The organism is Aliidiomarina maris, assembly GCF_003987335.1.
GTDB lineage: Bacteria > Pseudomonadota > Gammaproteobacteria > Enterobacterales > Alteromonadaceae > Aliidiomarina > Aliidiomarina maris.
In genome coordinates this window covers 1-12,983 of record NZ_PIPK01000004.1, presented here as the reverse complement: position 1 = coordinate 12,983, position 12,983 = coordinate 1, and the positions used below count along the sequence as shown (strand labels likewise).

Annotated in this window: 10 protein-coding genes and 1 tRNA gene; 4 read left to right on the top strand and 7 right to left on the bottom strand. The window is 49.6% G+C overall.

Annotated elements, in window-relative coordinates; genetic code table 11:
* Positions 1-77 precede the first annotated feature (77 nt).
* Both infC and thrS read right to left on the bottom strand, forming a co-directional pair.
* Entirely contained in the window at positions 78-632 is a 555-nt protein-coding gene (infC, locus tag CWE07_RS05585; RefSeq protein ID WP_181452255.1) for a translation initiation factor IF-3, read from the bottom strand.
* A gap of 6 nt (positions 633-638) precedes the next feature.
* Entirely contained in the window at positions 639-2,552 is a 1,914-nt protein-coding gene (gene thrS / locus CWE07_RS05580; RefSeq protein ID WP_111568906.1) for a threonine--tRNA ligase, read from the bottom strand.
* Between the two features lie 134 nt (positions 2,553-2,686).
* Here thrS and CWE07_RS05575 point away from each other — a divergent pair, with 134 nt between their 5' ends.
* Together CWE07_RS05575 and CWE07_RS05570 are read left to right on the top strand one after the other, a co-directional pair.
* Positions 2,687-3,583 carry a DMT family transporter gene (locus CWE07_RS05575; RefSeq protein ID WP_111568905.1) on the top strand — a complete coding sequence of 299 codons (897 nt, stop codon included), beginning with the start codon at positions 2,687-2,689 and terminating at the stop codon, positions 3,581-3,583.
* 82 nt (positions 3,584-3,665) lie between these two features.
* Complete coding sequence (locus tag CWE07_RS05570) at positions 3,666-3,875, top strand: zinc ribbon domain-containing protein (RefSeq protein ID WP_111568904.1); 210 nt, start codon at positions 3,666-3,668, stop codon at positions 3,873-3,875.
* 16 nt (positions 3,876-3,891) lie between these two features.
* On the opposite strand, the gene CWE07_RS05565 is transcribed toward CWE07_RS05570, so the two are convergent.
* Positions 3,892-4,530, bottom strand: coding sequence for a riboflavin synthase subunit alpha (locus CWE07_RS05565; protein ID WP_111568903.1), 639 nt, complete (start codon positions 4,528-4,530; stop codon positions 3,892-3,894).
* A gap of 97 nt (positions 4,531-4,627) precedes the next feature.
* Between CWE07_RS05565 and CWE07_RS05560 the strand changes: the two genes are divergently transcribed.
* On the top strand, positions 4,628-5,674 hold the full coding sequence (locus tag CWE07_RS05560; protein ID WP_157983228.1) for a DUF3080 family protein: 1,047 nt from the start codon (positions 4,628-4,630) through the stop codon (positions 5,672-5,674).
* A gap of 16 nt (positions 5,675-5,690) precedes the next feature.
* Here CWE07_RS05560 and glsA read toward each other — a convergent pair whose 3' ends face one another.
* Positions 5,691-6,671: a glutaminase A gene (gene glsA, locus CWE07_RS05555; protein ID WP_111568901.1), complete on the bottom strand. Its 981-nt coding sequence runs from the start codon at positions 6,669-6,671 to the stop codon at positions 5,691-5,693.
* Positions 6,672-6,903: 232 nt separating this feature from the next.
* On the opposite strand from glsA, the gene CWE07_RS05550 reads away from it, so the two are divergent.
* Positions 6,904-6,980 (top strand) — tRNA-Val (locus CWE07_RS05550).
* 217 nt (positions 6,981-7,197) lie between these two features.
* On the opposite strand, the gene CWE07_RS05545 is transcribed toward CWE07_RS05550, so the two are convergent.
* Genes CWE07_RS05545 through CWE07_RS05535 form a run of 3 tightly spaced genes read right to left on the bottom strand, consistent with a single transcriptional unit; the run spans position 7,198 to position 12,448 of the window.
* Positions 7,198-8,985 (bottom strand): 2Fe-2S iron-sulfur cluster-binding protein, encoded by a 1,788-nt coding sequence (locus CWE07_RS05545; protein ID WP_111568900.1) that lies wholly within the window; start codon positions 8,983-8,985, stop codon positions 7,198-7,200.
* A complete protein-coding gene (locus CWE07_RS05540; protein WP_111568899.1) occupies positions 8,982-9,698 on the bottom strand; it encodes a PepSY domain-containing protein in 717 nt (238 codons plus the stop codon). Before CWE07_RS05540 ends, CWE07_RS05545 begins: the two co-directional genes overlap by 4 nt.
* 50 nt (positions 9,699-9,748) lie before the next feature.
* On the bottom strand, positions 9,749-12,448 hold the full coding sequence (locus tag CWE07_RS05535; RefSeq protein WP_111568898.1) for a TonB-dependent receptor domain-containing protein: 2,700 nt from the start codon (positions 12,446-12,448) through the stop codon (positions 9,749-9,751).
* Between the last annotated feature and the right edge of the window lie 535 nt (positions 12,449-12,983).

Genomic DNA, 12,983 nt, shown 5'->3' with positions numbered 1-12,983 from the left:
ATGCCAGTGTAATTAAAATGTGACAGGGTGAAACGCGGCTTCTGTTGCCAGAAGTCGCGTTTACTTGTAAACCACAATCACGACTTAGAGGGTGCCAAAACCATAATCATTTGGCGACCTTCGGCCCGACGAGGGAAGGATTCGCAGGTTGATACTTCTTCGAGGTCATTTTTAATGCGCTCTAAAAGCTCAATACCCAACTCCTGGTGTGCCATTTCCCGGCCACGGAAACGGATGGTGACTTTAGCTTTGTCACCGCCCTCAAGAAAGCGACGCAGGTTGCGCAGTTTGACCTGGTAATCGCCTTCATCAGTTCCAGGACGGAATTTAACTTCCTTAACCTGAATCTGTTTTTGCTTTTTCTTCTGTTCTTTCTGCTGTTTACTCTTTTCGTAGAGAAACTTGCCGTAATCCATTACACGACACACAGGCGGCTCAGCATTAGGGCTGATTTCCACAAGATCAACGCCAGCAACAGATGCTGCGTCCAGTGCTTCACTTAAGCTGACAACACCGATTTGCTCGCCTTCTAAACCAATCAGGCGCACTTCTGATGCGTCAATATCGTCATTAATCCGGGTTTTATCGGCCTTTTGGCCACGTTTTCCGCCTTTAATGTTGTATTCCTCCAAACAGAATTATAATTTGCGTGTATCGACATCGTCGCTAAGGTGCTTGGCAAATTCTTCAAATGAGAATTTACCTAAGTCATCACCCTTGCGCGTTCTAACGGCTAACTCGCCGTTTTCAACCTCTTTGTCACCAACGACAACGAGATAAGGTACACGCTGTAAAGTATGCTCGCGAATTTTAAAGCCTATCTTCTCATTTCTCAAGTCAGCAGTCACTCTAAAACCTTGTTTTTTCAGTTTTGAAGCGACATTTGTCACATAATCAGCCTGTTTATCGGTGATATTCATGAGCACGACTTGAGTTGGCGCTAGCCAAGTTGGGAACAAACCTGCGTATTCTTCAATCAAAATACCCATGAAGCGCTCGAGTGAACCCAAGATAGCGCGGTGGATCATCACCGGAACGTGGCGCTCGTTATCTTCGCCCACGTACGTTGCACCCAAACGATTTGGTAACGCAAAGTCTAGCTGAATCGTTCCGCATTGCCAGTGACGACCTAAGCAATCGAATAAGGTAAATTCAATCTTAGGGCCATAGAATGCGCCCTCACCCGGCAAATACTCAAAGTCGATATCGTGGCTCTTTAATGCTTGCGCCAAAGCAGCTTCTGAACGATCCCACATTGCATCGTCGCCGAGACGTTGCTCAGGGCGCGTAGATAATTTGACATCAATTTTATCAAAGCCAAACGCTTGGTACGTTTCATATACCATGCGGATACAACCTGCGACTTCTTCTTGTACCTGCTCTTCAGTACAGAAAATATGCGCATCGTCTTGCGTAAAACCACGCACGCGCATTAAGCCATGTAATGCACCTGACGGTTCATTACGGTGGCAACAGCCAAATTCAGCCATCCGCAATGGTAAATCACGGTAAGACTTCAACCCTTGATTAAAGATCTGCACGTGACCTGGGCAGTTCATTGGCTTAATCGCGTAATCACGCGATTCTGAATGCGTGGTAAACATCAGCTCCGAGAATTTCTCCCAGTGACCTGATTTCTCCCACAACACGCGGTCCATCATGAACGGGCCTTTGACCTCTTCATAATCAAACTCGCGTAGCTTTTCGCGAATGAACTTTTCCAGTTCCTGAAAAATAGTCCAGCCATTGTGGTGCCAAAACACCATACCTGGCGCTTCTTCCTGCCAATGGAATAAGTCTTGGGTCTTACCAATTTTACGGTGGTCGCGTTTTTCAGCTTCTTCCAACCGTTTCAAATAGGCATTAAGCTCTTTTTTATCCGCCCAAGCGGTGCCGTAAATGCGTTGCAGCATTTTATTGTCCGAGTTGCCACGCCAGTATGCACCTGCCACTTTCATAATTTTAAAGTGTTTACAGAAACGCATATTTGGCACGTGCGGGCCACGACACATATCAATATATTCTTCGTGATGATACAAACCAGGGCGGTCATCACGTGCCACGTTCTCATCTAAAATTTCAACTTTGTATGGTTCATTGCGTGCTACAAAGGTTTCGCGCGCTTCGGCCCAACTAACCTTCTTCTTTACCACGTCGTATTCAGTTTTCATCAGCTCTTGCATGCGCTTTTCAAGGGCTTGCAGATCGTCTTGGCTAATTGGACGATCAATATCAACGTCGTAGTAGAAACCATTGTCAATGGTCGGGCCGATCGCCATTTTGGTGTCCGGCCATAATTGCTTAATTGCATGCCCTAATAAATGCGCACAAGAATGGCGAATAATTTCAACGCCTTCGTCGTTTTTCGGGGTAATAATTTCCAGCTGAGCGTCGTGTTCAATCACATCAACTGCATCGACCAAGGTGCCGTTGACACGACCAGCGACGGTTGCTTTGGCTAAACCAGGGCCAATGTCATTAGCAACATCGAGGACTGAGACTGGGCGATCAAATTCGCGTTTACTACCATCGGGAAGAGTAATTACAGGCATGCTTGTTCCTTTTCACAGTGGTGACACCTACCAAGTGCCACATGTATTTTGTTTTCAGTTCATGATTTGAATGCGTTAAACTAGCCGCCGAACTATACCGAATGCGGCACTGAAGCGCAACGAAACGAGCACCTATGACTGTGATTCTTGGCCAACTTGCAGCGCTTAGCGCAGCACTATTCTGGGCACTGGCTACCCTTTTATACAATCGCTCAAGCTTGCATTTATCCGCCGCACAACTGAACTTAGTTAAAGGCTTAGTGGCTTGCCCCCTACTAGCGCTATGTATCTATATGTTTGGTTTCGGTTTAGCCCTTGACGCAGCATCGCCAGCACTCTGGCTGCTGCTATTAAGCGGCGTCATCGGGATCACAATTGGTGACACCTGCTACTTTTCCGCCTTACGCCGTCTTGGCCCCTGGCATACGATTTTGCTCGAATATTTAGCGCCACCGTTTGCAGCCATTTTAGCTTGGTGGTTGCTCAAAGAACGCCTCTCTTTACTTGAAATCATTGCGGCATTTACCGTCATAGCAGGCGTCATCTTTGTTTTGACCGAAAAGCGCCAGCGAATACAAACCACGCGGTTAAGCCGTTCAGGGGTAGGCTTCGCGATTATAGCGGCCTGGTGTCAGGCGGTCGATTTGGTGATGGCGTTTCATGCCTTGCAGGCGTTTGAAATCAACGCCCTGCAAGCTGCGCTAGTACGCTTAAGCGGCGGTACGGTGGCATTAACCTTAGGGCTACTGGTTTTTGCGCCCAAGCTACTTTTAAGTACGCGCCAAGCCTTGGCGCAAACCCGGTTACTCCCATTGCTGGTAGCGATTTTTCTCGGCACTTTTCTGGCCATCGGGCTGCAACAATTAGCCATCGCCCATGTGACCCCAGGCATTGCCCAGACGTTGCTCGCCACTGCTCCGTTGTTTATGATTGCTATCAATACTTTACAGGGTAAGCCCACTTCGTTACGTGCCATACTCGGTACCTGTTTAGCCCTCGCCGGGATCGGCTTACTGCTGATGCCAAGTTAAACGAGCTCAATAGTCGAGCGCGCGAAACCAGACAGCTTTGCTACACTCAAAATATGACGCATAACCGTGTTTGGGGTGACCAATGAGCGAAGCCAAAGTGAAAGACACCGTAGTCCAATGCCCCATGTGTGGGCACACCATTCATTTAGACATAGATATCAGCGTGGAAGAACAGGACTATCAGGACGAATGCCCAGCTTGTGGTGAAAGCATTCATGTGCGCCTGCATCGCGAAGTCGGCGATGACAGGCTGCATGTTAAAGTGGATGCCGACGATGAGCAGTATTACTAATCGGGCGCCGTAGCGCTTAAGTTAAAGCACGTGCAGCCAGCACGCGTTTAACCGTTTCCACGGTCGTAATAGTTTGTTGGTCGGCTTCAATATTGACCCGGCCACCCTCGCGAATAGCGCCTAATGTAGTGGCCTGTAAGGTTTCTGGGATTAGGTGCAACCAAAAACCTTGCGCATCGGTTTCACCAACCGTCAAACTCGCGCCATCCACCGCCACAAAGCCTTTGCTTAATATGTATTCCATCCATTGGCTGGGCACTTCAACCCGCATGCTGCAATTATGCTCGGTATCATTGCGCTGGCTAATCGTGCCCGTGCAATGAATGTGGCCGGACACAATATGCCCACCGAGTTCGCGCCCTACGGTTAATGAACGCTCAAAATTAACCTGATCGCCCACTTTTAACGTACCTAGGTTAGTAAGCCGCAAAGTTTCATCAATGACATCAAAGTGGGCATAACCATGTTCACTGTCTTCATGGAACTGGACAACGGTTAAACAACAACCATTAATCGCAATACTCGCGCCAATTTCCAAGTTTTGTAGGTAGCTTGGCTTGACCTTTAGACGTAAATGACGAAACTGGTCTTGCGCAGTATTTTTATCTTCAATGGCGTCAATCAACGCTTGGGTTTGAACAATACCGGTGAACATGCGAACTCCCATCTTTGACAACATCTTGGTAAGCACGCGTCATTTATATGAACGGGTGCGAACGTGCAAGGGCATAAGTGTACTTGCTTTGGTGCGCGTGCAAAAGCAAAAGGCGCGTTTAGTGCTTGGCTGTTTGATCGGGGTCTGTATGCTCAGCGCCTGTAGCGATCGAGGTGGGTTAGAAAGCGACTGGCAGCGCTACCAGGGGCGTCTAACTCATTTACTTAACGAGGATACCGCGTCCCCCAGTCCGACGCCGATGCCAATTATGCCGCGCAGTGGAGATATGCGCATCGAAATTGATCGCTTAAGTATTAACTTGCTGGATAGTTTTCGCCTTGACCGCTGCCGCCTTGGGCAAGTTATCGCGCAGCGCAATAGCGCGCTGGGTAATGTGCAGTCGACCAGCGCAAGGCTACGCTATGAACTCGATAGTATGCTAGCAATTGAAGAGTGTTTAGCCACGCAAGTCGCTGAAGACCCCCGCTTGGTCGAGTTGTTGTCAGAAGCTTTGGCACATAAACGCCAGACCTTACCTCTTTATATCGACCAGGTGCTCACGCGCAGCGACGAATTTCGTCACGCCATGCGCGCTGCAAACCGAACGCTGGTGGTCGGCGACGCACCAGGCTATGACGCCACCCTTGCTGCATTAAGTTACTTTGCCACGCTGTTTGAGTCAGCACTTAACGGCGATACCGATGCGATCAACCTAGCACCATACAATAACCATATGCAGCATTTGGCGCAGAGTGACTTTCTCCCACGTTATTGGCGTACCATGCAGCAAAACGCTGCCTGGCTCGAACAGCTAAATCTCACCTTGACCGACGCCGGCGACAAAATTGGCTGCCGACCACCATCCATTCCAGAGCGCGCAACCTACTTGCATAACGTGATGATGAATATCTTTGCTGCAGAAATACAGCCTGCCTTAGCGCGCTGGTCGATGTACCATAGTGACCTCGCGCCCGTGCTGGCGCAATTACGTGATTACAGTGTGCAAGGCGCTTGGCACGCCTATGTTGACGAGCTTATCGCCGAAGGCAGCCATGCCGATCATGTAGCGTTACGTACGCTGCGTCATGCACGGTTATGGCAAGCGGCCTTGGCGCAATGCAATATGCAGCCAGGGCGCAATTAACCCCAGTTGCGCAGGCTTAATTCTTGTGCTGGTATTTATTCGCGGTGTTAATCACATTTTGCATGTCAAAAGCGCCCAAATGCCAACGCCGCGCGACCTTTTTAAGCATATTAACACCAGCAATACTATTGCCATGCTCATCAAGTGCGGGACCAATGGTACTGATGCCCATACGACCGGGCACCACCGCCATGATAGCGCCGGAAATACCGCTTTTTGCAGGTATGCCCACATCCACAGCAAAGCGCCCTGAACCTTCGTACATCCCTGTGGTGAACATTAAGGTCAACACGATGCGCACGGTTTCTTCACTGATGAGTGCTTTGCCGGTTTTTAAGCAACGCCCCGCGTTGGCAAACACCGCGGCAATACGGGCTAAATCCAAACACGTCACTTCAATCGACGTTTGTTTAAAATACGGCACTAGTTTGTCTTCTTCGCGCCCTACCACTAACCCCTGCCCGCGCAAATAGTAGAAAATTGAGCGATTAACATCCTTTTCCTCTTCCTCCACCATTTTTTTGTTGTAGTCGATATCCTGATTGTCAGCCAAGTCGCGCACGAACTGCAGCAACCGCGCGAAGCGCTCATCCCCGTTTTTACCTTTGATGTGAGCGGTACATACAATCGCCCCCGCGTTAATCATCGGGTTTGACGGCAACCCGTTTTCACCTTGTTCAATCGCAGCCACCGAATTGAACTGATCGCCACGCGGCTCACATGCCACGTGCCTAAATAAATAGTCGGCGCCGACGTCTTCCAAAGCAAGCGCAAGCCCAAGTGCTTTAGACACACTTTCCAGTGGAAACTTAGCCCCTGCCTCAGCGCCCTGCTCAACACGCCCATCGGTGCCTACCGCCGCGATGCCAAACAGTTCTTTGTCCTCAAGGTCAACCACATCCATCGTGGTTGCAGTGTCCCCTTTGTGCTTCTTTTGCTGTTCTTCCTTGACCACTTCAGCCATAAACGCTGACATATCTTCACTAATGCACTGCATAGCCGCTCCAGTTTACATTTAACCTACGCATCAATACCTTGGTATCAAATCCATTACGCTTAGCTTAGTCGAATTAAACCTAGTTGAAACCGCTTGTTGTTGCAGGTGTGACAGAACTTGCCGATACGCTCATGATTTGTGCAAACAGTCGGTGGCGTGACAAAAAACACTTGCACCCTTAGTAGCAACTCTCTATTATTAGCGCCGTTCGCAGGCACAAGCCGCGTACCATGCGTCCTTAGCTCAGTTGGTTAGAGCGCTGCCTTGACATGGCAGAGGTCGGTAGTTCGAATCTACTAGGACGCACCAGATACTGAAAAGCCCCGTTACGCAAGTGACGGGGCTTTTTGTTATGGCCACTTTCAACCCCAGAAAATCCGCAATTCAGGAACAACAAAGCGCCCACTAGCATGACGTTAACCTGTTTACATGTGCTTAGGTTATTGTCAGCCATGGGCGCTCCTTGAGTGATCCTTGTCTGGCCTTACTTGCCAGAGGCAGGGGTTGAGCGAACTCGCTATCTCATTTAGTTACCAAAATCGTCATAGCGAACCCGCGCTGAGTCTACGTTAAGCTCTTTAAGCATAGCTAAGGTAGCGGCAAGCATGCGCGGCGGACCACAAATATAGAAATCGTATTCGCTTATATCCTGCTGCTCAAGCCATGCTCTGGCAACTTCGTGCACAAAGCCCTCAGCATCACCCCACTGACAAGTTTTCCGGGGCTCCGAAAGAACTGCAGTAAAACTTACCTTATTGAGATTGTTGAGCGCAACGAACTCATCAGTATAGAGTAACTCACCACGATTGCGCGCACCGTAGAAAAACCGCATCGGCCTTGGCTGCTGGCTTTGCAGTTCTTCCTGGATCAACGCTCGCAATGGCGCCATACCGGCTCCGCCACCAATGAAGCAAAGCTTACGCTCGTCGCCTTCAAGGCGTTGGAAGTCGCCAAACGGGCCTTCAGCAACGATAGTTTCACCAGGCTTTAAGTTGCACAGATACGAAGACCCCACACCTGGAGCTGGCGCTCCTGGTGTCTGTGGTTGATAGCGCACAGTAAATACCAGTTCATTGCCGCCTGCGGCAGTTGCCATGGAATAACTGCGGCGTACCGAGTCATGTTTAAACTCGCTTGCCTCAATCGCATGCCATTCCTCTGCAAATTCTTCAGGGACGTCGGCCGGACGACTCCGCCCTGCACCTGCCGGAATCAAAAATTGCAGATACTGGCCGGCAGCGTATTCCACTTCGCCTTCTCCCTCAATAACAGCAAAACGCAACTCTTTGAGCATAGGGGTAATAAACCGCGAATTTATCAGCTGTAAAGCATACTTGCGTGCCTCAACTGCCGGCACTTCAACCTTGTGCAGAGTCTCAATGCTGTGTTGACAAGCCAGACGATAGCCTTCATCTAGCTGAGCTTGCGACAACTGGGCACGGTCACTGACCGTAATTGGCGTGTCAGGTGCCGTTTTGACCGTACAAAAGCCACACGTACCACCACCGCCACAGCCGCTTGCCACCGCTATGTCGTTATGTTGCAGAACCTGCAACACTGTTTTATGGGCTTTATCGTTGAACTTAAATTGTTGCTCACCAACACTCGCGGTCAGCGACGCTTTACGTAAAGTGAAGCGCATTTCACCGCTATTCAGTAACTTAACCAGTAGGATAAAGCCGGACAACGCGAACCACAGGGTCATCACAGCGAAGGCAATCGCTACCAGATTATTAAAATTCCGGCCACCGGTGTAGTCGATAAAATGAAGTCGGAACATCCAGTCAGCAACCACCCAGGGCGTATTTCTATGGTCGATAACGGTGCCCGATGCTCTATCCACATATACCCGGGTATTCAAATCATCGTCAAAATCGATCCGAAAACCTTGTCCTCGCCAGTCATGTAACTCGCGAGTACGCTCAATCGGCGTCGCCCGGACCATACTGCCGGGGCCAGAATAACTTGCCTGCGCAATTTGTTGCGCAAAGTCCTGATCTGTTTGCCACTCACTACCATCACGACCGTCAAGATAACGAATGCCGTCCTGATGATGAACTTCGACCCGCGGCAGACCTTGCGTTGTGTAGCTATGCACCTTAGTCACGCCACTGAGATCATCCCACCAGCTCGCTGAAATATTGGTTAACTGGGTTTGGCTGAGCGGTTCCGACTGGAGCGGTTGATAATGTTGCCGACCGCTCATGCCATGATGGTCAACCAGAGCGAAATACAAACCACTGACCGTCCATAGTAAGAGCTGAATCAACAGGATTAATCCGGTCCAGCGGTGTAACCATTGTAAAAACTTCATACTGGTTTCCTCCGCGACGCCCAAATGGTTTGTAATAGCAGCACAGTGCCAGTAAACAGAAAGGCAAAGGTGGCAAAGATAAAGGCTCGCAACCACCAGGTGGTAATGTCCACACGGTCCTTGTAATCCATAATATGGAACATCCACATAATGTCGAAGCCACGCCAGAAATCGTGGCGTCGGACGGTCATTTCACCGGTCTGCGGGTGCAGATATAAACTGGTATTGCCAAAATCTTTAAAATCGACCCTCCAGATAGGTAAGAAGCGCTCATTGAGCTCGCTTGGGGCAACGTCTTCAAGGTACTCGACAGCACTAATGTTCGGCTCGCCTTTGGCGTAATACGCTGCTGCCAGATCTCGAATATCGTCTGCCGTAAGTTCAACAAGTGCTAAGGTATTTAAATCGACTAGAAACTTACCAGTGTCCGAATGTAATTGCGCAAAGTCCTGAAACTCTCCCTTCACAAGGCGATTTACCAGATGGATCTGAGTTGCCTGTGGATAGCTGTCGAGCACTGCCGGCAAACGGTTCACCATTGACGAATCAAGAATTTCCCCATCCGCCTCCTCGGTCAGATGCTCCCCGTGAATAAAGGGCAGCTGAACAATGACCATGTAAGCGCCAGAGATAGCCCAAATGACCATCTGCACGCCGACAATAATCCCTAACCAACGATGCCAGGTTCGAAACACAGAGGATTGATATTGCATAGATTTACCTCAAGAAGAGGGCGACCGTTGCAATCGGCCGCCCACACTGGTTAAAACTCATAACGTACCTTGGCGTACAATTTACGGCCCATCAGGTCGTAGGTCATGGTGTCTGTATTCGCATCCGTCCAGCTTTGGATATAAGGCGCTTTTTTATCAAACAGGTTGTTCGCACCTACAGTCATGCTCCAGTTGTCAGTCAGGAAATATACGCCCTGCAGATCGTGATAGAACACATTCGGCGCTCGCGCTCCAATGTCTCCGGGTGACGCATTGATGTCCGTCGCCGAACCTATCATGCGAATGTTGTAGTTCGCCTGCCAGGTATCGGTGCCCATGGTTATCGATGCATCCGAGCGTAAGCGGGCATAACTACCGCTACCACCAGTGATATGGCCTGCATACTCAATTGGTTGAGCTCCAGCAAAGGGTTCTACCGTGTACTTGTCCAGATAAGTCATATTCAGATTGAAGGACGTATTTAGGCCAACAAGCTGGGTACGATAGTGAACAGACGCGTCAACACCCGACACATTCTCAGTGGCTACGTTTGCGACCTGTGAAGATAAGTAGTCGATCGCCCCCGTTAACGGATCGCGAGTAAAGCTACCGTCATTACAGAACGGATGCGACAGGTCTTCAGAGTTATAACAAGCATTCAGCTTAGTGGAGCCTGCAACTCCGCGAATGGCGTTCTCAATTTTGATATCAAAGTAATCCAGAGTCACCTGGAGCCCTTCGACAAAATTAACATCCCACACCATACCAGCGGTAAAGGTACTCGCATCTTCAGGCTGGAGCTCAGGGTTACCGCCGGTTTGGGTTAATACACTTGAGCCTAGCTGGGTGTAACCTGTTGGCACTCCGTCCGCCTGACAGTTAGCTGCCACGGTTGAATTCGTGCCAAGTTGGTCCCAACCAGAACACGGATCGGTCGTGGTTAAATTACCCTCCCCAATACCACCAAACAACTCAGGGATATTTGGCACCCGGAATGCAGTAGACTGTGTCGCGCGTAATTTAAGGTCCTGATTGACATTCCAATGCAGACCAAGCTTATAATTTCCGTCGCTGCCGAAAGTGTCATAGTCTGAATAACGATACGCAAAATCTACTGCCACGTAATCCGCGAAACGCTGCCCATCGATAAGTGGAATCGAAGTTTCTACGTAGGCTTCATTAACCTGATACTGGCCACGCAAAGGCTCTTGACGGTTAGTGTTCATAATGCCCGCAACCACCGATGAATCTGGCTCACTCCAGCCACGCTCAGTGCGGCTTTCCACGCCAAATGCGATAGGAATCACACCCCGGGCCGTTTCAAACAAGTCACCGGCAATGTTCGCGGTGATCGAGCGTTGCTCGTTACCACCTTCGTTGCTCGTACGAAACAGCATATAGTCGAGAGCTTCCTGGCTCACATTGCCGTAGCCCAGCAAATCGGCACAGGGTACTCCACCGGTGCCGCAGGTGTCCGGATTGATGGTCCGTTGCATGCGCTCGAGGTTCACAACGTTGGTGGAGGCGTCTGTGCCACTGGTGCGACCGAAGTTATATGCCACTTCCCAAGCCCAGTTGTTATTCCACAGACCGTTAAAGCCGGTTACCACACGGAACGTACTAATGTCCTGTTCGAAGCCACGTGGCCCAGCTTCTTCCAGTCGGCGCTGCACGATACGTATGTCTTCGCCCACCGGGTTGTGTGGATGATCCGCAGCATAATCGATATCGCGCAACGTACCGGGCGCCCCAACCTGATTTGAGCGACGATTGTTATAAAGCAGTTCGGCAAAGGCGGTGGTCTCTTGACCCAAACGATAATCACCAAAGCTGGAGAAGCTTAGCGTTGTCACTGGATTGACTGCGTTCAATGTAGCGAATGAGTTCACATTGTGAAGGCTCGGATCATAGGGTAAATAGCCGCTAGGATCTTCGGCTCCCGGTTGATTAAAGTTAATCATGCTGCCCTGGTTGGGGCCACTGGTAATTACCGCCCTGCCACCTGGCGTCGAGGCGCTGCCCACACAATTCAGTTCACCTGGAACAGTTTCAGCGAGGGCGCAAGGAGCGCGGTCAGCCATATTAACTTCTTCAGTGCTACGGTAACTTGCCGTGGTAACAATCCGGCCGCGGTCAGAACTGCTCCCGAACATCATGTTAACCTGTTGCTCGCCCCCGTCACCGCGGTCACTACCAGCCACCCGGGCCTCCGCCATGAACCCTTCGTAACTTTTACGGGTAATCACGTTGACTACACCCGCAACCGCGTCGGCGCCGTAGATTGCTGATGCGCCGTCTTTTAACACTTCAATGCGATCAACCATGGTCAGAGGAATAGTGTTCAAATCCACTGAACTATTCGCCCCAGTACCGCCGTTAACTACCCGACGGCCATTCAGTAGAACCAGTGTGCGGTTAGCGCCAAGCCCGCGCAGATTGACTTGGGTCGTTCCCCAGCCCCCACTGTTCCAATAGGCGCTGGTCTGGTTGCCACCATAACCAGCAGACGCTGACATACGCTGCAGGACAAGTTCCATTGATGTCAGGCCGGTGGCCTCAATATCTTCCGCTGTAAAGACCTGCACCGGCGCTGCGCTCTCTTCCTCAGTGCGCAAAACTCGTGAACCCGTGACTGCGATGCGCTCGTAACTTTGCTCAGCCGTAGACTGATTTTCGTCCTGAGCTAATAACTGCTGGGCTGGTAACAAACCGAGACTGACGGCCAGGGAGATTTTTGAAATTTTATTCATTGTCGTGTTCTCCGCTTATTGCACATTAAATGATCGAACACGTTATTGATAACAGTTATAAAGATGTATATGCAACTTCGGATTTTTCCGATTTTTCTTATTAAAGCCCCTATTACAGGCTTTCTATACAACTGTAAAAGTTTCAAAATCCATTCCGGGCGGCCTAGTTGTATAGTCAACTATATTACTACATTCGTACCAGGTTAGTCGGCTTCAGCTGGTCGTATTTGCTTCCGCCGATTAGTTGTACATGAATTTATATATTCTATAAGTGAATAACAATTTATAAAATAGAGTTAAAATAGTTTAAAGAATGATCAATGATTATGTTGATCGGCTTCCATCTCGATAATCACGAAGTCCTGTTCCTGACGTTCGACCTTGACCTTAATCTCGTCCCCTTCACTCAAGTGATCTGTACCAGTACTTTTGGACACCGAGCTAAGTGAGTAAAATCACTTAACGAGGTGAATCATGAAAGCAAATAAAATACGCAAAGTCCACACACAAGAATTTAAAGCAGAAGCCCTGAAAT